General features: G+C 54.7%; 17 protein-coding genes. 12 read left to right on the top strand and 5 right to left on the bottom strand.

The genetic code is table 11. The features are described 5' to 3' along the window. Window positions 1-3: 3 nt before the first annotated feature. A complete protein-coding gene (locus tag R0137_RS08755) occupies window positions 4-687 on the bottom strand; it encodes a copper resistance protein NlpE N-terminal domain-containing protein (RefSeq protein ID WP_407326043.1) in 684 nt (227 codons plus the stop codon). Window positions 688-900: 213 nt separating this feature from the next. On the opposite strand from R0137_RS08755, the gene tdh reads away from it, so the two are divergent. Further along, window positions 901-1,926, top strand: coding sequence for an L-threonine 3-dehydrogenase (tdh, locus tag R0137_RS08750; RefSeq protein ID WP_407326042.1), 1,026 nt, complete (start codon window positions 901-903; stop codon window positions 1,924-1,926). A gap of 41 nt (window positions 1,927-1,967) precedes the next feature. Further along, window positions 1,968-3,155, top strand: a complete 1,188-nt coding sequence (locus R0137_RS08745) for a glycine C-acetyltransferase (RefSeq protein ID WP_407326041.1) — start codon at window positions 1,968-1,970, stop codon at window positions 3,153-3,155. 35 nt (window positions 3,156-3,190) lie between these two features. On the opposite strand, the gene R0137_RS08740 is transcribed toward R0137_RS08745, so the two are convergent. The 3 genes from R0137_RS08740 to R0137_RS08730 are packed head-to-tail and all read right to left on the bottom strand — an operon-like array spanning window position 3,191 to window position 6,596. Continuing rightward, window positions 3,191-4,069, bottom strand: coding sequence for a phytanoyl-CoA dioxygenase family protein (locus tag R0137_RS08740; RefSeq protein ID WP_407326040.1), 879 nt, complete (start codon window positions 4,067-4,069; stop codon window positions 3,191-3,193). A 59-nt stretch (window positions 4,070-4,128) separates the two neighbouring features. After that, window positions 4,129-5,865, bottom strand: a complete 1,737-nt coding sequence (locus R0137_RS08735) for an amidohydrolase (protein ID WP_407326039.1) — start codon at window positions 5,863-5,865, stop codon at window positions 4,129-4,131. Window positions 5,866-5,909: 44 nt separating this feature from the next. Beyond that, window positions 5,910-6,596, bottom strand: a complete 687-nt coding sequence (locus tag R0137_RS08730; RefSeq protein WP_407326038.1) for a glutathione S-transferase family protein — start codon at window positions 6,594-6,596, stop codon at window positions 5,910-5,912. Window positions 6,597-6,765: 169 nt separating this feature from the next. Between R0137_RS08730 and R0137_RS08725 the strand changes: the two genes are divergently transcribed. The 5 genes from R0137_RS08725 (at window position 6,766) to R0137_RS08705 (ending at window position 12,689) form a co-directional block, all read left to right on the top strand. Continuing rightward, window positions 6,766-7,239, top strand: coding sequence for a hypothetical protein (locus R0137_RS08725; RefSeq protein WP_407326037.1), 474 nt, complete (start codon window positions 6,766-6,768; stop codon window positions 7,237-7,239). Between the two features lie 41 nt (window positions 7,240-7,280). Beyond that, on the top strand, window positions 7,281-9,014 hold the full coding sequence (locus R0137_RS08720) for a DUF1800 family protein (protein WP_407326036.1): 1,734 nt from the start codon (window positions 7,281-7,283) through the stop codon (window positions 9,012-9,014). A gap of 38 nt (window positions 9,015-9,052) precedes the next feature. Continuing rightward, window positions 9,053-10,453, top strand: a complete 1,401-nt coding sequence (locus R0137_RS08715; protein ID WP_407326035.1) for a DUF1501 domain-containing protein — start codon at window positions 9,053-9,055, stop codon at window positions 10,451-10,453. A gap of 84 nt (window positions 10,454-10,537) precedes the next feature. After that, on the top strand, window positions 10,538-11,014 hold the full coding sequence (locus R0137_RS08710; protein WP_407326034.1) for an ion channel: 477 nt from the start codon (window positions 10,538-10,540) through the stop codon (window positions 11,012-11,014). Window positions 11,015-11,078: 64 nt separating this feature from the next. Continuing rightward, window positions 11,079-12,689, top strand: coding sequence for an AMP-binding protein (locus tag R0137_RS08705; RefSeq protein WP_407326033.1), 1,611 nt, complete (start codon window positions 11,079-11,081; stop codon window positions 12,687-12,689). Between the two features lie 18 nt (window positions 12,690-12,707). On the opposite strand, the gene R0137_RS08700 is transcribed toward R0137_RS08705, so the two are convergent. After that, complete coding sequence (locus tag R0137_RS08700; RefSeq protein ID WP_407326032.1) at window positions 12,708-13,577, bottom strand: crotonase/enoyl-CoA hydratase family protein; 870 nt, start codon at window positions 13,575-13,577, stop codon at window positions 12,708-12,710. Window positions 13,578-13,715: 138 nt separating this feature from the next. Here R0137_RS08700 and R0137_RS08695 point away from each other — a divergent pair, with 138 nt between their 5' ends. From R0137_RS08695 to R0137_RS08675, 5 genes are all read left to right on the top strand, one after another. Beyond that, a complete protein-coding gene (locus R0137_RS08695; protein ID WP_407326031.1) occupies window positions 13,716-14,342 on the top strand; it encodes a glutathione S-transferase family protein in 627 nt (208 codons plus the stop codon). Window positions 14,343-14,354: 12 nt separating this feature from the next. After that, entirely contained in the window at window positions 14,355-15,377 is a 1,023-nt protein-coding gene (locus R0137_RS08690) for a hypothetical protein (protein WP_407326030.1), read from the top strand. A 51-nt stretch (window positions 15,378-15,428) separates the two neighbouring features. Continuing rightward, window positions 15,429-16,445, top strand: a complete 1,017-nt coding sequence (locus tag R0137_RS08685) for an NADP-dependent oxidoreductase (protein ID WP_407326029.1) — start codon at window positions 15,429-15,431, stop codon at window positions 16,443-16,445. A 223-nt stretch (window positions 16,446-16,668) separates the two neighbouring features. Next, complete coding sequence (locus R0137_RS08680; protein ID WP_407326028.1) at window positions 16,669-17,733, top strand: efflux RND transporter periplasmic adaptor subunit; 1,065 nt, start codon at window positions 16,669-16,671, stop codon at window positions 17,731-17,733. A gap of 6 nt (window positions 17,734-17,739) precedes the next feature. Continuing rightward, entirely contained in the window at window positions 17,740-20,856 is a 3,117-nt protein-coding gene (locus R0137_RS08675; protein ID WP_407326027.1) for an efflux RND transporter permease subunit, read from the top strand. The last annotated feature ends 105 nt before the right edge of the window (window positions 20,857-20,961 follow it).

Below are 20,961 nucleotides of genomic sequence, written 5' to 3'. Positions count from 1 at the left end.
CAGTCAGGGGGCGGCTTTCTCTCGGTAAGAACATGCTTTTTCTACCTCTGCCGAGAAGCTCTCGATGAGAACAGACTGCGAGGGCCCTTCCCCCTCCATTGCCTGCTCATTCAGCATTTGGGCATCGATGCGAATAGTCCATGGCTCCCCTGCTCCAAGCTTCTGTGAAAGGTAGCCGCGTTCAAGCTCCAAGAAATTCTCGCCCATAATCACCGGATAGCGAAAGCCCGTTGCACAGTCTCTAAAATTTGCAGCATCTGCAAAGTAACGAAATTCTCCCTTCAGGGAGATCGCGAACTCGCCGGCATCAAACACCGCCTGTCGGGTTAACCCATAATTCAACTCTGACGCTATAGACTCACCGGTACGATCGAGTAGACGCAATTCATCAAAACCAACCACCGAAAGGAAGACCGCGTCATGACCTGCTGCCAGCAGAACCAGACGTTCCTGCTCAGCCGCATAGCGCCACTGCCCTAGCCTACCCTCCACCGCATTGTGATCAAGATACTCCTGGCGCAAATGGAAACGTCCGTCCGGCCACAGATCCAGCTGCCACAACACGCCAGGGCAGCTCGCACAAGGCAGCTGTCCCTTATAGCTTGTTGCAATCTCCAAGTTAAATGGCGCGGACCTCGTTTCACCGACCGTGCAAGCCATCAACAGCAGACCCAGCAACATAGGCATGAGGAAGTGCCAGCGTATTAGCTGAGGGCGGCACCTGAACAATCGGACGGCAACTTGACGCATAAAAGAAGTCCAAACAACGATGCGCCTATGATCAGTCGAGACACTAGAGGGCGCAAGCCGACGGCTTTTTGCGAAATTGTGTAGTTCAGGCTTGCGATAAACCACCATCAAGTACAAAATAAAGGAATTATTCCCTTATACTGGAAAATCATGCGCGCGCTAGTGAAACGAGAGGCGACTCAAGGCCTCTGGCTGGAGGACGTTCCCAAACCGGAACCGGGTATCAATGATGTGCTGATCAAAATACGTCGTACTGCGATCTGTGGCACTGACATGCACATCTATAACTGGGACGATTGGGCAAAACGTACCATTCCTGTTCCCATGGTTGTGGGTCACGAGTTCGTTGGAGAGATTGTCGACGTCGGCAGCAACGTTAACGACTTCAAAGCAGGACAAATTGTTTCTGGTGAAGGTCACGTTGTCTGCGGTCGCTGCCGTAACTGCATGGCGGGCCGTCGTCACCTGTGTAACGACAACAGCGGCATCGGTGTCGACCGCCCCGGCGCATTTGCGGAGTACCTCAGCCTTCCCATGTCCAATGTGTGGGAGCACGCCCCCGGTATCGACCTGGATGTTGCTGCCCTTTTTGATCCTCTGGGCAACGCGGTGCACACCGCGCTGCAATTCGACCTTCTTGGTGAAGACGTGTTGATTACCGGCGCAGGGCCTATTGGCTCCATGGCCGCCGCAGTCTGTCGTCATGCAGGTGCACGACACGTTGTCATTACCGACGTCATCGATGAGCGTCTCGCGCTTGCCGCAAACCTGGGTGCTACGCGAACGGTAAACGTGGCAAAAGAATCTCTCGCGGATGTGCAACTGGAACTGGGAATGCGAGAGGGCTTTGATGTAGGACTGGAGATGTCCGGCAATCCTCAGGCACTCAATGATCAGATCGCTCACCTATGTCACGGAGGCAAGATAGCCATGCTTGGCATCCCCGCGGAAAACACCGCGATTGACTGGAGTCGGGTGATTTTTAACATGCTGACGCTGAAAGGCATCTATGGCCGGGAAATGTACGAGACCTGGTACAAAATGTCCGTAATGATTCAGACCGGCCTGGATATCAGCGGCGTCATTACTCATCGTATGCCTTACTCGGATTTTGACGCAGGCTTTAAGGCGATGAACGATGGCAGCGCGAGTAAAGTTGTTCTCAATTGGGATTAATGCACCAACAAGCGGCAGATAAACAGCCAAGGAAGTAGTCTATGTACGGCAACTTTAAAGAGCACCTTCGCACGGAACTGCAAGAGATTCGCGACGCGGGTCTCTATAAGGAAGAAATCGAGTTCACCAGCGCTCAGGGCGCCCATGTTGCTATTGAAGGCAGGGAGAATGTACTTAACCTCTGCGCCAATAACTACCTCGGATTAGCGGAGCATCCCGAAGTGAAAGCCGCCGCGGCGAAGGGCCTTGAGGAATGGGGTTACGGTATGGCCTCCGTACGCTTTATCTGCGGCACCCAGCGCGTGCACAAAGATCTGGAAACGGCCCTCGCAAGATTTCTAGGCCTTGAAGATTGCATTCTCTACCCATCCGGCTTCGACGCCAACGGCGGTCTATTCGAAACCCTTTTAGGCCCTGAGGACGCCGTCATCTCCGACGCCCTCAATCATGCAAGCATCATTGACGGCGTGCGCCTGTGTAAAGCGCAACGTTACCGCTATGCCAATAACGATATGGCGGAGCTGGAGGCACAACTGCAAGCAGCCAACACCGCGGGAGCCCGGTTCAAACTCATTACTACCGACGGCGTGTTCTCTATGGACGGGAGTATTGCCCATCTGGATCGCATCTGTGATCTTGCGGAGCAGTATGAAGCACTTGTGCACTTTGACGACTGCCACGCGACGGGCTTCCTTGGAGCTAATGGACGGGGTACTCACGAATATCACCAATGCATGGATCGCGTGGACATCATTACGGGAACCCTCGGAAAAGCGCTGGGCGGAGCAAGCGGTGGCTTTACCGCGGCGCGATCGGAAATTGTCCAACTACTTCGCCAACGCTCGCGGCCCTATCTGTTTTCCAACACGGTTGCACCGCCGGTAGTCACTGGGGCCCTTCGCGCCCTGGAACTCGTTGATACTCAGCCTGAGCTGCGTAGAGCACTCAAAGAGAACTCGGCATACTTTAGGCAAGCCCTAGAAGCCGAGGGTTTTGAATTGCTCCCGGGAGATCACCCCATCATTCCGGTCATGCTTCACGATGCGAGCAAAGCAGCAAAGATGGCGGAACATATACGAGCTCAGGGAGTCCACGTTGTGGCGTTTTCCTTCCCGGTGGTGCCCAAGGGCCAAGCACGAATTCGAACGCAAATGTCCGCAGCACTCACAAAGGAAGATCTGGATCGAGCTATCGCGGCCTTTGTCTCAGCCCGAGACCTCGTGGCTTAGGTACACCCGCGTAGCATTTAGGATAGCAGGCGCAGCTAGAACAAGGCCGGATAGTCGCGCCAGTAGTAACACAGGTCGCGGTGCTGCCAGTCTCGATACACGTAATCCCAATCAAGCCGGGGAATTCGCCAACCGTGATGAGGCTCCAGGTTGGTAGAAAACACCGGCGCGCCGTGATCGCAAAATCGAGTGTCCACACTCAAACGAACGCGTTGTGCATCAACGTTGGGCTGGGCTCTGTGTACTGTTTGAGAATGAAAAATAATCACATCCCCCGCGGTGACATCCGAGACGTGCCACAAGGTTTCCTCGGGATATATTTCGCACTGCACCCCTCCCACGCCCTGCGCTTCAAACACCTTCCGAACGCCATGCACATGCGAGCCGGGTAAAATCGTCAGACGCCCCATGTCCGTATCCGCGTCATGCAACGCAATCCAGATACCGGCCATGCTTGGGCCGGCGTGGTGAGAAAAAGCGTCCTGATGGGGCGGTGTCTCATAACCCAGCTTTCTCGGCGCGGCGATCCGCGCCATCTTCATCGGGTAAACGAAGGTCTCTTCCCCGGCGACCAAAGTCATAAGCTGCTGCACCTTCGGGCTATGGAACAGCCTGTGTAGAGACTCCAGAGCTTGAATTTCCGGGTACAACGCATCCCATAGAGGATCGCTTTCAAAAAACGGCTCCCCTGCAAGCACTGGCGTACCAATACTCTTATTCCAATGAATGTGGGGTGAAAGTACCGATAACATGTCACTAAGGACCGGGGCAACGGAAGCACGTAGAGCACCCGGCAAGTAAAGGTACCCATCTCGGGAAAATCGTTCCTGGAGAATTGCAATATCCTCCTCAGGAGAGGAGCGGGTGAACGGCTCATAAACTGCTTCTTCGAAGCTCTTTGCTGCTAGCGACATAGCTGAACGCCACTCATAAAACGTCTCTCACAAGAAGTAGCGCGTATAACTGCAAAGCCTTACTCATCTCGCTGATAAACCACCTGCCCTTCTTTATATGTCTTTAAGACCTTCAGGTCCGCAAGACGGCTCGTACTAACAGTTAGAGGGTTTTCAGATAAGACCACCAAGTCCGCTAGCTTCCCGACTTCGAGGCTACCTTTGCTGTCCTCTTCAAAGTGCTGCCAGGCAGGCCAAATAGTCAGCGCACGCAAGCCGGTCATCACATCGACGCGATGCTGCGGGCCCAGCACTTCTCCGCTACGTGTGGTGCGGGTGACTGTCGCTGAGAGTACCCGCATCGAGTCTGGCATCGCCACCGGTGCATCGTGATGAGACCCAAACATCATCCCACGCTCGAGCAGCCAGCCCGTGGGAGAAATGTTCTGCGCACGCTCAGGACCCAGTACCGAATCGCGGTGCCAATCTCCCCAATAATAAGTATGCATGGGGAAAAGCGACGGAAAAATACCCAACTCATCCAAACCGGCTACCTGCTCTTTTCGCAGCACCTGCCCATGAATCAGTACAGGCCGAATCTCTGCATCCGGATACTTTTCCCGTGCCATACGCACGGCGCTGAGCAAGGCATCAGTCGCCGCGTCACCGTTAGAATGCACCAGGATTTGCCACTCGTTTTCGAAGGCACGCATAACGTTACTATTAACTGTGTCCACGTCGATCGCCGGGTAACCAACATAGTCCTCTTCCTGGCCTTCTGGAGGAACATGATAGGCGTGACTTAACCAGGCCGTCTTCCCTTGTGGCGAGCCATCGATAGTGAGTTTCACACCACCCACTCGGTATCGATTTTCATAAGATCGAGAGGTAGATACATCTTCCACCATAAGCATATCCGGATAGGACACAAGATCGATCTTCAGTTCGCGTCGGTCCGCTACACGCTGAAGTGACGCCATCCCCTCAGGGTTAGCTCGTCCTTCCTGGGCAGTGGTATAGCCATAGCTGGCCATGGCGGCAGCACCGGCAAGCGACATTCTGTCCTGTAGATCCTCACTACTCGCCGCCATAGCTGCAAAAATCAAACGAAAAAACGCATACTCTTCGGCGACGCCGTTAGGTTGCTTGCCGTCACTCTCTCGACGGAACGCACCGCCATCAGGATCCGGTGTATCGGGCCCAACACCCGCTAATTTCAGACCAAGGCTGTTAGCGACCCCCAAATGTCCCGACTGGTGAATTAGAAGAATCGGTACTTCGCTGGAGACTGCATCCATCTCCTGCCGCGTGGGGTGACGTTGTTCAGCAAGCTGGGAGTCGTCGTAGCCAAAGCCAATCACCCAACCCAGTTCGCGCTCTAAAGCGGGCTCAGACTTCATGTAATCGCGGAGTATGCGCTGGATATCTGCAACGCTTGCACCACCCCCATCCGGTGGCGGCAAGATGTTACCGCTCATCGCCTGGAGCCCGATAAAATTTGCATGGCTGTGGGAGTCCACAAAACCCGGAAGCAAAGGCGCACCATCAAGGTTAATACGCTGAGTATCTTCGTCGGCAAGCGCTAGCACGGTTGCGCTGTCGCCCACTGCGACAATCCGTCCACCCTCCACGGCCAAAGCCTCCACAACGCTGCCACCCGCGTCCATGGTGATGATTGGGCCACCAAAGAAAACCTGGTCCGGCGCTGCAACGCTAGCTAGCGATATGACAGCGCAAAAAGCGCCAAAAATAGTGCTGCGGATAGTGTTGAGGAAGGTGTTGCAAAAAGCGGCTTTGAGAGTGTTTCTAAGCTGCATGTGTAATCTCCAAAATCAGTGCGTATTTATTATCTATGGAACAATTACTGTAGTGACGCTCCATTGCCAACCTCTTCATGTTGGATAACCCAAGGCTCCTCTTCGGCAAGGCCGATCCAACTCTGTAAATCAGCGTCAGCAAGCCAATGGGCGAGGTATTGCTTAGCATGTTCGGGAAGCTCAAGCGCGTAGGCGCTAAAACGTACAACCACCGGCGCAAACATAGCATCCACAATACTAAAGTCGCCAAGGAGCCAAGTATCGCTCCCGCTTTTCGATTTGGCCTGAAGCCAAAGCTCACAGAGTCTATCAATGTCATTACGAACATCCGCTGAGAGAACGACGCTGCGCTGCTTCGCTCGACAGTTCATTGGCAGCGCATGGCGCAAGGCGCCAAAGCCGCTATGCATCTCGGCCGCCATGGCGCGTCCAAACGCACGTAAACCCTCGTCGGCGGGCCACAGCTGTGCATCAGCGTAGCGTTCGTTGACGGTCTCCGCTATCGCCAAAGAATCCCATACCCACTCATCGCCGATCCAAAGCACGGGGACGCGTCGCGTCGGTGAATACTGCGCGATACGCGCTTCAAATTCTGGTGTATCCATGGGCAGGACCACCACCTCCGGATCCAAACCAGCTTTGCGCGTGCACAGCCATGCTCGCAATGACCAGGAAGAGTAATTTCGGTTACCGCAGACTAGTGTCAGGGCTGTAGAAGTATCTGCAGTCATTTCGCACCTAAAAAATCAAATTTGTCGCGACAGCTTAGCGCATGTTGTGCGTAGAGGATCTCAATAACAACGATTTAGCAATTAGGAAACTCATGCCACAACCCACTATCATGTTGGAAGTCAGACTCTTCCCTTCCGCCAACTATAGGTTTGCAGGCAGCTCCCTATCTTGCGTCGTTTCCTCACAGTTCTTTCCTTTGTCATCTGGCTCGCGGGCTGCGCGAGCACGCCGAATGATATGCGTCCACCGGGCAAGGAGCACTGCGAGTCGTTCTTCATCTACGTTTTATGCATCTCAGACCTCGAGATCGATGGCAAGGTGGACTACATGTACTTTGACGACACGCGGGAGATCTTCATGTACGCAGATACGATGCTAGATCAGTTGAATGCCGTGCTCCCACTGCACGCCTGCGCTGTTCCCATGAGTAAATCCACCCGGGAGCTTAGCTCCCAGCTTCTGTACAGCGACGACATCGGCCTTTCTGCACGATTGGCTGTCAAAGCAAAACTCGCCGTCAGCTATCGCGCAGCCCAACCCGCCATTGACGCCTGTATGGCGTCACTGAATCCGGACTCGCAGTCGCAGGAAGAGGAACGGCCCTTTGACGACGAAGACGACTGGCTAGAGGGACCGCAGTAATGAGCCCTGTCAGGGCGTTATTCAGAGGGAGCTGCTTGTTCATGCTTCTTCTGGGTATCTCAGCCTGTGGTGGCGGGTCCGGCGGCGACAGTGCTGCAACTCCTGTCACTACACCAGTCGCGGCTCCGCCCCCCCCGCCCACCACTGATTCGGACGACACTCCTGAAAACGAAGTCCCACCCACGCAGGACTTCCCGCCCGAGTTACGAGGCATCATGGGGGCATCTCGACTCGCTTCCCGCGCCACTTTTGGTGCGGACTTAGAAACTATTGAACGTATTGAGAGCGTAGGCCAGGAAGAGTGGATCGAGGAGCAATTTGAACTCCCCTTAAGTTCTCACGATGCTGAGGTGGAAATTCTGCTTGCAAGGGAAGCAGCAGGCGAATTTGATGCGCTAAGGCAAAGCCAGGACAACGATAATCTGGCAGCGGTTTATGGCCGCATGGCGTGGTGGCACACCACCATCACCGCTGAAGACCAGTTACGCCAACGGATCGCCTACTCGCTTAGTCAGATATTCGTTATTTCTGATGAGGTCAACGCGCTGTTTCTAAGCCCCTTTGGCACAAGCAACTATTACGACATGCTGCTCAGCCACGCCTTTGGCAATGTTCGAGATTTGCTAAGGGACGTCACCCTGCACCCAGCAATGGGGCTTTACCTCAGCCACGTCAACAACGCTCGTAGCGATCCGGAAAATGGCACTTTCCCTGACGAGAACTACGCAAGAGAAGCCATGCAGCTTTTTTCTATAGGCCTCTTTGAGTTAAACGCGGATGGCAGTGAGCAAATAGGTTCTGACGGTCAGCCCGTCCCAAGCTACGATAATGACGACATACGAGAATTCGCGAAAATCTTCACTGGCCTTTCCTGGGGCGGTGACAACAATCGCTTCGGCTCCGATCGTTACAATTTTACCGAGCCCATGCGTATGTTTGACGCATTCCACGAACCCGGAGAAAAAGTACTGCTAAGAGGCCTCACGGTACCAGCGGGTCAGGACGGACTAACGGACATAGAGGCGGCCATCGACAACCTCTTTATGCATCCCAATATCGCGCCGTTTCTTGGGAAGCAACTTATACAAAGGCTTGTTACGAGCAACCCGTCGCCAGAATACGTCGCCAGAGTAAGCGCAGCTTTTGACGACAACGGCAGTGGAGAGCGTGGCGATATGCGCGCCATTCTTCGGGCTATTCTTTTTGATCCCGAGGCAATGGCGGAGCCGAATCCTGAGAGTTCCTTTGGCAAGGTGCGAGAACCCCTGCTCCGCTACACCGCCATGCTCCGACAGCTTGGGGTTTCTTCACCAGACGGTTTTTACGCGAATCTCGGTTTCTTTGTGCAGCAACTCGTTCAACAACATCCACTCTCTGCGCCTAGTGTCTTTAACTTCTACTCACCTAGTCATCAGCCCATCGGAGAACTGGCCGAGCAAGGACTTGTATCCCCGGAACTACAAATCACCAACAGCAATAGCATTGTCGAAGTATCAAACCTCATGCGCTACGCCGTGGTTGCGGATCTGGTAAACGACCTCAGCGACCCTCCATTTTTCAAGGCTGGACTCACCCTAGATGATTTTTTGCCACTGGCGGACGATGTAGACGCGCTGACAACGCAGTTGGATACGGTTTTCACTTACGGCACATTGAGTGCTGACACCCTCAACGCTGTCCGCGATCTGATAGAGCTCGTGGAAGAACCCGAACTCAGGGTTCGTATTGGCGCTTATCTTGTACTGATTTCTCCCGACTATGCCGTGGAAATCTAAGCCAGTGGAGATCTAGTGATGAACGGAGAGGGATCGTAATGCGCCCTAACAATCGCACAAGGCTGAATCGTCGAGGTTTTCTTAAGCACAGTTGCTCTCTCGGCGTAGCAACCGCAACCCTCGGCTCCAGCCTATTGCAACTGGGTCTGGCTCGGCAGGCGAGCGCTCAGAGCACGGGTGATTACAAAGCGCTTGTGTGTATTCTTCTTGCGGGAGGCAACGACTCCTACAACATGCTCGTGCCCAGGGACGCTGAACTCTATGATAGCTATGCAGATATCCGTAGCGACTTAGCCCTACCACGTGAGTCGCTCCTTGCATTGCCCGGGACTGACGGCGAAGGGCGAAGCTTTGGGCTTCATCCTGGCATGCCTGGTGTGCAGTCACTTTTTGCAAATGGGCAAGCAGCAACTATTGCCAACGTAGGAACACTTCTGGCCCCCATGGACAGCGCAGCTTTGGCGTCGGGAAGCACAGCGTTGCCGTTAGGGCTCTTCTCACATTCGGATCAGATACAGCAGTGGCAGACCGCTGTATCTGACGAACGTGTTGCTCAGGGCTGGGGCGGACGCATAGCTGACATATTGGAGGGTGGTAACCCCGCCAATGGAATCTCAATGAACGTATCCCTCGCGGGCAACAACGTCTTCCAAAGCGGTCACTTAAGCACCCCTTACGCAATATCCTCGACAGGCGATGGCGCTCCAGCACTCGACGGCTATAACGACTCAGACGAGGGAGGCGAGTTCACTCGCGCTGCCATAGACAGCCTCCTAGCGGCCGCACAGGAGAAAATCTTTCGCCGGGAATACAGTAAACGACTGGCATCGTCCATCGAGTCTCAGGTGACGTTCGTCGAGGCGCTGGCATTAGCAGGCGAGCCACCAACAAGTTTTTCGAACACACCGTTCTCCGCAGCTCTTCGACAAATAGCTCGTGTTATCGCTGCTAGAGACTCTCTGGGTGCGAGCCGTCAAACCTTCTTTATCACCGTAGGCGGCTGGGACCACCACGATGATGTCATTGAAAATCAAGCGATGATGCTCCCCAGCATCGACGCGGGGCTTCTTGAATTTCAAACCGCCATGAATGCTATGGGAATGGCTGAACAAGTCACCACATTTACAAGCTCCGACTTCGGACGCACGCTAACATCAAATGGCAAAGGGTCGGATCACGGCTGGGGAGGTCATCATCTTGTTATGGGTGGCGCCGTTAACGGCGGACAATTCTATGGCCGCTATCCCGAAATTTATACTGACAATCCGCTGGATGTAGGACGCGGCATTTATGCCCCCACCACATCCGTAGATGAATACTTCGCCGAGTTGGCGCTATGGTTTGGTGTTAGCGGTAGTGATCTTGGCACCGTGCTGCCAAACGCAGATCGATTCTTCACCGTCAATGGGACCAGCGGACCCCTAGGTTTCCTCAGCTAGATTGGCCTGTGCTGTAAAAGTAGGGCTGGGCAAGTGCCTCACGTTTTTCTATGCTGGCGCATGTCTTCTTTGTGAGTCCCTTCAATGTTCACCAATTTAGTTCTCGGTGTAGCCACCATGGCGGTGTGTTTGGCGCTACAAATAGCCCTTCTCACTCGCGCCCTCCTCTACTACGCGCATCGGCAGTCAGCCCTTGATGAGGCGACATTCTTTGGGACCATGTCAATTTTGTCTGGAGTCATGTTTTTACTGATGTTCGGCAATTTAGGGCAAGTCGCGATTTGGGCGATTTTGTTTCAATTTCTTGGAGAATTCTCCGAGTACCGCACAGCCTTCTATCACTCAGCAGTAAATTTTTCGACCCTGGGTTATGGCGATATTGTAATGAGCGATAAACGGAAGCTTTTGGGTCCAATTCAGGCCATTAACGGCGTCCTGATGGTCGGAATGTCCACCGCCGCATTCATGACCACTTTGCGCGACGCCATAAAACACAATCGCCATGGATGGGCCGCCAAACACGCGCCAAAGATTCAAGAACTGGTAGATGAGGATCAATAAGAAATCACCGTATAACCAGGCTGACAACTCGGACATAAAAATAACCGATTAAGGGGATCAAGCAATGCTAAGCGAATCTTACTCCATTGGACCCGACTCTCCCGCCGTTCGGGACCTGACTATTGGCGACGCATTGCGCGAGGCAGCACGCGAATGCCCGGAGCAGATTGCCCTAGTCGCTGGCACACCCGAAGCCGAGACTCGCAAAGAATGGACCTACGCCGGTTTGCTAGATGAGTCTGAGCGTACCGCCCGAGCACTCTTGGAAGCCTTCGAACCGGGTGATCGCGTAGCAGTGTGGGCGCCTAATATTCCTCAATGGATCATGATGGAATATGGCTGCGCACTGGCCGGCCTCGTTCTTGTAACAGTAAACCCGTCCTATCAAAGTGAGGAACTCGCCTATGTGCTGCGCCAATCTAGGGCCGCCGGCGTCTTTCTCTTACCCGAATTCCGGGGCAACCCCATGCTTCAGCACCTGGACGCCGCACGAGCCAATTGTCCGGAACTCAAAAAAATTGTGCTGTTCACCGAGTGGCAGGAGTTCCTGAATACGGCGGGTGAGAAAGACCTTCCGGCTGTTGCCCCCGACGACGCCTGCATGATCCAGTACACCTCGGGTACGACGGGCTTTCCCAAGGGCGCCCTCCTTCACCACCGAGGACTGGTGAACAACGGTTCCCACACGCTGAGTATCATGGGGGCGCAACACGGTAAGACTTACATGGGCATCATGCCTCTCTTTCATACTGCGGGCTGCGTTCTCGCCGTGCTGGGTGCTTTGTCCAAACGCTCTGCGCTGGTGTTGGTCGAGGCATTCGAGCCGGGTTTAGTTCTGGAACTCATGGAGGAGTACCGCGCGGCAGCGATGCTCGGCGTTCCCACTATGCTCATTGCGATGATTGAGCATCCAAGCTTCGCAGAACGAGATTTGTCCGCGGTGAAGGCGCTGTGCTCTGGAGGCTCCACGGTTCCCGCAGACCTTGTAAAACGACTCGAGGAGGCAGTGGGCGCACCCTTTACGATCGTCTTTGGGCAAACCGAGTGCTCGCCGGTTGCGTGCATGACTCACGCAGACGACAGCATTGAAGACAAGGCTTACACCCTTGGACAGGCCATGCCGGGAGTAGAGATAAAAATCATAGATACTGAAACCGGAGTCACCCAACCCATTGGGACCTTGGGCGAGTTCTGCACGCGTGGATACCACGTCATGCATGAGTACTTTGAAAACCCCGAAGCAACGGCCAAAACAATCGATGCCGACGGCTGGCTTCACACAGGAGATCTCTGCTCCATGGACGAACGCGGCTATTGCAAGATCGAGGGCCGGCTCAAGGACATGATCATTCGCGGCGGGGAGAACATTTACCCGCGAGAAATCGAAGAGTTGCTATTCCAACATCCGAGCGTGGGAGAGGTCGCCGTGGTAGGCCTACCCAGCGAGCGACTGGGCGAGGAGATTGGAGTATTCCTCCGTCCTGCACCCAGTGAGAGCCTATCCAGAGACGTACTTTTTGCCTACCTGAGAGAGCATCTATCGCCGCAGAAGACGCCAAGACACTGGTTTGAAGTGGAAGCCTACCCACTTACGGGGTCGGGAAAAATCCAGAAGTTTGAGTTACGTAAAAGCTGGGAAAACGGTGAACACAGCGAGATGCCCATGGGAACATGATTCAACAGGCAGGCCCGGCTATTCAGTGGGCCGGGCAGGCCCAAGATTTTTGCTCGCGCCCTCAGCAATGTTGTCTCCTGAGTCTCGTTCCGCCACGGCCTGTTTGAAACCCACATCCACGGCGCGTTCACGAAACCACAGGCCCTCGGGGGAATGACGGGCGATGCCGTCAAAGAAGTTAGCGAAGCGTTGAGTGTTTGCCAGCCCCATCGCCTCGTAGGCCTGGTTGACAACCATTTTGCTCATCATCAACTGATTTCTTGGAACACCCTTGATGCGATCGCAAAGCGCCTGCACTGCCGCATCCAATTCACCTTCAGGTACCGACTCCTGAATCAACCCCATCTCAGCGGCTTCTACACCGGAGATTAGATCACCGGTAAACAGCATGCGCTTGGCGTTCTCTATACCTAAGCGATACACCCACATCATAGTTGTTGGTATCCCCCAGACCCGTGCCGGGGGATAGCCGATGCGTGCGTCATCGGCCATCACAATCATGTCGCAGCACAGAGCAATATCACTTCCACCCGCCGCGGCCGCGCCATGAATTTTACATATCGTAGGCTTACTTGCTCGCCACAGGGACATGAAATCTTCTGTATTCCGAGACATCATGGCGTAGTCCAGCGTAGGGTCCCAAGGCATTTCCTGACTACCGTGCATTTCTCCCGGAGTCTGCGCGTACTCCACCAAATCATAGCCGCCACAAAAACCCTTACCCGCACCCTGAAGCACAATCACGTGAACGTCGGCATCTTCATCCGCGCGCTCTACCGCTGCTCTCAAGTCTGCAGGCAGGCTTGTGTTAATAGCATTCAGACGCTCTGGACGATTGAGCGTTAAGGTTGCAACACGATCATGAGTGTCATACCGAACAGTCGACATAAGAGTGTTTCCCTTTTGCAATTCAATAGGCCAAAGACGATGATAACGCTCTCCACAATTGTCCGCAGGCCCTGCGGCCCAAACGCCAAATCAGCGCGTACAATAGGGTGCTAGTTCACTCACCGGAGAAAATAAGTAATGGTCACAGTCCATCATCTCAATAACTCACGCTCTCAACGCGTACTATGGCTTTTGGAAGAGTTGGGTGTGGACTACGACGTCCGAAATTACCAGCGTGATGCGGAGACAAATCTTGCTCCGCCCGAACTTCTTGAGATACACCCCCTGGGCAAGTCACCGGTACTGACCGATGAAGTCAACACGGTCATTGAGTCCGGCGCCATCATCGACTACATCGTCCGACACTACGGCAAGGGACAGCTCGCCCCCGAGCCCGGCACACCTGCCTACGAGAACTACCTGCAGTGGATGCATTATGCCGAAGGGAGCGCAATGTTGCCTTTAATGCTGAAGATGTACACGGGGCGCCTACCCGACGGCGGAGAGCTCCTACAGCCACGCATAAACAGTGAGTTGGACAACCACCTCGGATTCATGGATCGCGCGCTTGCGGACCAGGACTGGTTTGTCGCAGATACATTTAGCGCAGCAGATATCCAACTTTCGTTTGTTCCGCAGGTAGGCAAGCTCCTTTACGGGCTTGAGAGTTTTCCGCACCTGGACGGCTTTCTGGATCGCATACACGCTCGTCCCGCTTACAAGCGCGCACTCGAACGAGGCGGCCCCTACGCCTTTGGTAGCTGATCTAAGAATCCCGTGACAGCCCTAGGTGAGAAGTTAACCGCCCGATCCCTAGCCCCGGAGCTCCCTATACTCCGGCTGCAGCGATGGAGTCGTTTGCCACCCAGTGCCTTTGGCTTGCTCTGTGGACTCCTGATCGTCTGCGGGATGATGTGTCCTCTCCTGGGAATGACCTTCAGTAACGCTTTATTCAATGACATTTTGGGCTCAGCGCTTTTTTTTGGCATCAGCCTGGGCATCATCGCCGGGTTTTCAAGACCGGTATTTCAAGGAGCCGCCCAAGACCTAAAAGACCTCTGCGGGGTTATCCCATGGTCGTCCGACGACATTCAGGCCGCCAGCTTGGCCCTTGCCCGCTTTACAAAAAAAGATGTCTGGCTCGCGGTAGTACTCGGATGCGTTGCCGGTGCAGGGCATTCTTACGTTCTGGAAATTCAAAGCTCTTCGTGGGAATTTGCCGTACCTCAATTTATCGCCATCATCTTATTGTGGCTTGCCATGTTCGTCACGGTCCCGCCGCTGATCATGAATGCCCGACTCTTCTCTTCTTTGGGACAGATTACTAGCCCGGACTTACTCCGCCCATCACGGCACGCCGCTTTCGGGGCCGCAGCGCTCCGCCCTGCATTGCTGATGACGAGTCTTTTATGTGCATACGCACTGCTATTCCTGGGTGGAGAAAACCCGCTGGACGGCCCTGTGCTCATCGGTGTTCTGGGGGGGCTCATACCGCTGATCGGCATCATCGCGCTGCCTCTTCGTGGTATTCGTAGGCGGATTCGTGAACAGCGGAGAGCGACTTTAGCGTCTCTCGATGCGCGTCTCGATGCGATCACCGAGGGCGACATCGCTACAGCTGATGCAGATGCCCTGTTTCAACTCGACGCCATACTGGATATGCGAGAACGTGTAGCACGGGCGCCCGCTTGGCCTTTTGATGTCGACGCGCTTAAACGTATCCTGCTTTTCACTGTACTTCCCCCTCTTACCTGGGCCGCTGCCGCCATCGTCGAAATGATGATCGACAGCCTCATTTAGGCATTACTCTGTTTACGAAAAATCAACGCACACACATTCAAGGAACACCTTATGACGAACAATCAGACCTGGGTTTTACGAGCACGCCCTGTAGGCGATATTAAAGACAGCGATCTTGAGCTCGTAGAAAGCCCGCTGGGAGAGCTGGCAGACGGGTATGTTCGAGTAAAAACGATCTACCTCTCTCTGGATCCTACGAACCGTATTTGGATGAGTGATGCCGATGCTTACCTGCCTCCTGTAGAAATTGGTGAGGGCATGCGGGGTGGGAGTATTGGCGTTGTCGTCGAGAGCCGCTTCGAGCAGGTGGCAGAAGGCGCCATCGTCAACACTGGACTTGCTGAGTGGGCTCTCTACAACGACGTCGCGGGGGAGATGGCGAATGTTTTACCAACAATTCCCGGGTTACCCTTAACTGCCTTTATGGGCCCGCTGGGCGCAACGGGTATGACCGCGTACTTCGGTCTTACCGATATAGGTAAACCCAAGGTCGGAGACACGCTAGTCGTATCCGCCGCCGCAGGCGCCGTGGGATCCATGGTCGGTCAAATTGGCAAGATTCATGGTTGTCGCGTTGTTGGCATCGCTGGTTCCGATGACAAATGTCAGTGGCTCACGGAAAAGGCCGGCTTTGACGCTGCTATCAATTACAAAACACAGGATGTGGGTGCAGCTTTAGACACTCACTGCCCCGATGGCATTGATATCAACTTCGAGAATGTCGGTGGAGAAATCATGGACGCGGTGATAGCGCGCCTTAACGACTTTTCACGCATGCCTCTGTGCGGCCTAATCTCGAGCTATAACGATACCGATGCGACGCCTGGGCCTTACAACTTCGCTAACTTGCTGATGCGACGTACGCTGGTAAAAGGCTTCATCATTCTAGACTACCTTGATCGTTTTCCTGAGGGCATGCAGGCAATGGCAGGCTGGCTCATGGAAGGCAAGATTAACTTTGAGACCGACATCGTCGAAGGGCTCGAAAATGCGCCCGCTTCTCTCGAGCGTCTGTTCACGGGCAAAAATCTAGGAAAACTGGTGGTTCGTGTTTCCGACGAGCCTTAGGAAAGACTCAGAGGCCTCGGTAAAACCTAAGGTTCTCACGTCTGTGCGGTCGCATCCCCGCAGGATAAAGGGAAATCCCCCTGGGCTGAATGAGCGTATCATTGTAACTGTGGCAACTGATTGCCGGGCCTGATAGCGGAGAAAAATAATGTTGTTCTGTAAGCGCAACCTGACTCCCTCCCTGCGAGCGCTCATATACACACCATTGACTCTGTCGCTTTCTATGCAACTAGTTGCATGCGGCGACAGCAGCAACGACAACAGCCTTCAACAAGAAAGCCGCGGAAGAGCCGCAGTACCGGTGGTGGTGGAAACTGTTCAACTGAAGCCCCGGCAAACGCGCGTAGAGGCTGTGGGAACAGCAAGGGCTTACCGCTCGGTATCGTTGTTCCCAGAGGTCGCTGGAGAAGTCGTTGAGGTGAATTTTCAGCCAGGTGACCGTGTCACAAAAGGCGATGTCCTGGTCGCCTTGGATTCACGCGATGAAAAACTCGCATTAGAACTTGCTGAACTGCGCTTCGCCGACGCCAAGCGCATGCTTGACCGCTACACGCAGGCCAATAGCAGTGTGGGTCGAACAGTCCCCGAAACTACCATCGACACCGCTCGCACTACCCTTGATAGCACGCGCATTGAACGAGACCGTGCGAGTATCGCCCTCCAGCGACGATTCATCACTGCTCCCTTTGATGGCTTCGTGGGCATCACCGATATCGATGCCGGAGACCGTATAGACGCCACCACAGAAATTACCACGATCGATGATCGCAGCGTGTTGCTCGTAAGATTTGATGTACCAGAAGCCTTTGTAGGACGACTGCAAACCGGCGATCCCGTGCGCATCGAGGTGTGGAGCGCCGAGCGAACCGAAGCGCGAGGAACCGTGGTAGATCTTGGCTCCCGCGTAGATCCTCTCTCTCGCGCCTTCACGGCGCGCGCTGAAGTACCCAATACAAACGACTTGCTGCGACCGGGCATGAGTTTCAGAGTCGAGCTAAATCTTACTGGCAAAGCTTTCCCAGCGGTTCCGGAAGTAGCTCTCCAATGGGGCGCCGAAGGCGCATACATCTGGATTGTAGAAAATGACACGGCGAGGCGCGTACCTGCCACCCTCGTCCAAAGACAGGAAGGAAGGGTTCTGGTCGATGCCAGGGTCCCCGAAGGCGCCTTGGTGGTCGGCGAGGGAGTACAGTCCATGCGAAACGGAATTGCCGTTCGCACCATGGATGCCGAGGCCCTTGCGCGAGATGCCCGAGGTGTATTGATGCCCGCTGCCAATGAGGGCTAGCGCATCATGAGCAACTCTGAACTCAGCAATAGTGGTAACGATCTTCCGGCACTAGGCGTTCGACGCCCATGGTTAGTGGCGGTGATGAACATGCTCATCGCAATCGCTGGTCTGGCTGCACTTCTCGCCATCGAGGTTCGAGAACTCCCGGACGTGGACCGACCAATCATTAACGTTCGGGCTCAACTTCCCGGCGGCTCGCCTGAAACCATGGATGCAGAAGTAACACGTATTCTAGAGGGTGCTGTCGCTAGAGTGTCGGGCGTGACCGACATTCGCTCATCCAGCGAGGAAAACAGTACCCGTATCCGCGCCGAGTTTGGGCCGGGATATAACCTTGACCGCGCAGCCACCGACGTTCGCGAAGCAATCAGTCAAACCGTCCGCGACCTTCCCGATGACGTTGAACAGCTAGCGGTTTACAAAGCGGACGAGGATGCCGAAGAGGTTGTGCGCGTTGCTGTACGTACGACGCGCTACAGTGAAGAAGCCTTAACTAGGATCGTTGAACAGGACATTGTGCCCGCGTTTCTAGCGCTCCCCGGTGTCGCCGACGTACCGCTGTTTGGCAGTCGACAGAGAACACTGCGCGTCATCATTGATCCTCTTCGCCTAGCGAGTTATGGACTAACGGTAAGCGATGTCGCTGCGGTGTTGCGTGATGCGCCCCTGGATGTGCCTGCGGGCAGCTTTCGCGGAGGTGACCAACAGCTGCTGGTTCGAGCAGACGCCTCCGTGGTCACCGAGGCACAAGTTTCCGATACGATCATCACGGGCACGGTACGTATTGGTGACGTTGCAGACGTCGCCTTCTCCCCCGCCGACGCTGAATCTATCGTGCGCCTGAATGGTCAGCGGGTAGTAGGCATCGGCGTAGTGCGCCAAGCAGGCTCCAACACCATTGAAATCGCCGCCGGCGCTGACCGGGCTATCGCTCAACTCAACGCCCGCTTTGATGATCTAACCCTTGAAAAGATTTCTGACAATGCGATCTTTATTCGCGGAGCTGTCAAAGAAGTTTTACTAAGTTTGCTCCTCGCCGTACTGGTTGTTGTTGCCACCATTAGAGTGTTTTCCGGTTCTTGGCGGTTAACCCTCGTCCCTGCGATCGCCATACCCGTGTCCCTGTTGGGCACAGCCGCAGCGATTTGGATGCTCGGCTTTTCTATCAATATTCTCACTCTACTCGCTTTGGTGCTCGCAACTGGACTCATTGTGGATGACGCGATTGTTGTGCTCGAGAACATCCAGCGCCGTCGCCAACAGGGTTTAGGCGCCAATGCATCCGCCGTACTAGGCACAAGGCAGGTCTTTTTTGCGGTTATTGCAACCACTATCGTCCTTGTGGCGGTCTTCGTACCCATTGCATTTTTGCCTGGAACGGCCGGTCGCTTGTTTCGCGAGTTTGGCCTTGTACTCGCCGTCGCTGTTGCAATCTCATCCTTTGTCGCACTCTCTTTAGTACCGGCTGCAATGGCCCGACTGGGGACCTCCACTGAGGGTAGCTTCGACCGGCAAATGCGGCGCATGGGTGGCAGCCTGCAAGCCTTTTACAGCCGCAGCCTCCACGCAGTTCTTACACACCCATGGCCTGTTCTTGCACTTTGTCTACTAGGCGCTGGAGGCGCGGGAGCGCTATACCTCCAACTCGATCAGGAGTTACTCCCAAGCGAAGATCGCGGCGAAATCAATATCTTCGCTCGAGGACCCGATGGCGTGGGCTTGCCCTACATGAGCCGTCAAGCTGATCGTATGGAAGACGTGTTACTTCCCCTCGTCGAAAGCGGTGAAATCACATCACTTTACACCGTGGTCGGTCGCTATGATCCCAACCTCGTTTTCATCAGCGCTCCCCTCGCCCACTGGGATGAGCGCGCCCGAAGCCAGCAGGAGATAGCCGCGGAGATAGCGCCTATATTACGAAACCTTCCTGGCGCTGGACCGCGTGTTTACAGCAGTAACAGTCTCAACCTCCGCGGCGCATCCGGCGGGGGGCTCAAAATTGTTCTCACTGGTAACGAATACAGCCGTATCTATAGAGCCGCACGTGATTACGCGGACGCAATTCGTGATCGTCTCACCAGCGTCAGTGGCCCTCGGGTTGGCTATCAACCCACTCAGCCTCAACTGTCGGTGCGCATTGATCGTCGACGACTCGCGGATCTTGGTATTGCGCTTCCGGAACTGGCGGAAACCCTCCGAGCGATGATTGATGGCCTTGACGTCATTGATCTGAATATCGACGACCAGGCGGTACCCATCATGCTTGAGGGCGGTGCGCGAGCGGTAGATGACCCCGGGGATTTGGCCAACCTTTACGTTCGTGCTGGCAGCGGCGCACTGGTACCCCTCTCCAGCGTGGTAGAAATTGTTGAAGAAGGCGTCGCGAGCGAGCTCGAACGTCAATCGCAGCGGAGGGCCATCGAGGTCGATGTGGACGTCGCTCAGGGTGTGGCCATGCAAACCGCCGTGGATGAGCTGAGAGCGCTTGCCCTCGAAGTCATACCCGAGGACATTGAAGTGCTGACGAGGGGCGAGGCAGCCACCTTAGAAGAATCCAGCCGAGAAACGCTGATAACCTACGGATTTGCCCTGCTCATCGTTTTCCTCGTCCTAGTGGCACAGTTCGAAAGCCTTACCAGCGCCATTGTGATCATGGCGGTCGTACCCTTCGGCTTAGCGTCCGCAATTCTCGCTTTGTTCCTCACGGGGACAAGTCTGAACATTTACTCACAGGTCGGACTAGTGATGCTGATTGGCCTGATCGCCAAGAATGGAATCTTGCTGGTGGAGTTTGCCGATCAACTGAGAGATGAGGGGCGGAACGTCCAGGAAGCCGTAGCTGAGGCCGCGGCGGTGAGATTGCGCCCTATCACCATGACACTGGTATCAACGGTGCTGGGAGCCCTTCCGCTCATTCTTTCCAGTGGCCCTGGCGCAGAGGCGCGCGCCGCAGTGGGTTGGGTCGTCTTTGGTGGTTTGGGACTCACAGCTTTGTTTACTCTCTACCTCACTCCCATACTGTATCTTGGTGTTGCGCGCTTCGCCCGTCCACGATCTCATGCTGCAGAGGCGCTGGATCTTGAGATGCGGGAAGCAACAAAATTGGGCCACGAATCTTAAGGGAGTACCCTTTGCCAATACGACAACGTAACAACACAGCACAGCACCAGACCAGAGTAAGTGAGATCCAGCAGTTACTCCGTCGATATACAACACTTCTAGTAG

The organism is Congregibacter brevis, from assembly GCF_045689245.1.
Taxonomy (GTDB): Bacteria; Pseudomonadota; Gammaproteobacteria; order Pseudomonadales; family Halieaceae; genus Congregibacter; species Congregibacter brevis.
This window is presented reverse-complemented; position numbering and strand designations above follow the sequence as displayed.

Bases quoted from the DNA above. Each gene is read 5' to 3' on its own strand.
- R0137_RS08755 (WP_407326043.1), bottom strand. From the start codon at position 687: ATGCCTATGTTGCTGGGTCTGCTGTTGATGGCTTGCACGGTCGGTGAA.
- tdh (WP_407326042.1), top strand. From the start codon at position 901: ATGCGCGCGCTAGTGAAACGAGAGGCGACTCAAGGCCTCTGGCTGGAG.
- R0137_RS08745 (WP_407326041.1), top strand. From the start codon at position 1,968: ATGTACGGCAACTTTAAAGAGCACCTTCGCACGGAACTGCAAGAGATT.
- R0137_RS08740 (WP_407326040.1), bottom strand. From the start codon at position 4,069: ATGTCGCTAGCAGCAAAGAGCTTCGAAGAAGCAGTTTATGAGCCGTTC.
- R0137_RS08735 (WP_407326039.1), bottom strand. From the start codon at position 5,865: ATGCAGCTTAGAAACACTCTCAAAGCCGCTTTTTGCAACACCTTCCTC.
- R0137_RS08730 (WP_407326038.1), bottom strand. From the start codon at position 6,596: ATGACTGCAGATACTTCTACAGCCCTGACACTAGTCTGCGGTAACCGA.
- R0137_RS08720 (WP_407326036.1), top strand. From the start codon at position 7,281: ATGCTTCTTCTGGGTATCTCAGCCTGTGGTGGCGGGTCCGGCGGCGAC.
- R0137_RS08715 (WP_407326035.1), top strand. From the start codon at position 9,053: ATGCGCCCTAACAATCGCACAAGGCTGAATCGTCGAGGTTTTCTTAAG.
- R0137_RS08710 (WP_407326034.1), top strand. From the start codon at position 10,538: ATGTTCACCAATTTAGTTCTCGGTGTAGCCACCATGGCGGTGTGTTTG.
- R0137_RS08705 (WP_407326033.1), top strand. From the start codon at position 11,079: ATGCTAAGCGAATCTTACTCCATTGGACCCGACTCTCCCGCCGTTCGG.
- R0137_RS08700 (WP_407326032.1), bottom strand. From the start codon at position 13,577: ATGTCGACTGTTCGGTATGACACTCATGATCGTGTTGCAACCTTAACG.
- R0137_RS08695 (WP_407326031.1), top strand. From the start codon at position 13,716: ATGGTCACAGTCCATCATCTCAATAACTCACGCTCTCAACGCGTACTA.
- R0137_RS08685 (WP_407326029.1), top strand. From the start codon at position 15,429: ATGACGAACAATCAGACCTGGGTTTTACGAGCACGCCCTGTAGGCGAT.
- R0137_RS08680 (WP_407326028.1), top strand. From the start codon at position 16,669: ATGCAACTAGTTGCATGCGGCGACAGCAGCAACGACAACAGCCTTCAA.
- R0137_RS08675 (WP_407326027.1), top strand. From the start codon at position 17,740: ATGAGCAACTCTGAACTCAGCAATAGTGGTAACGATCTTCCGGCACTA.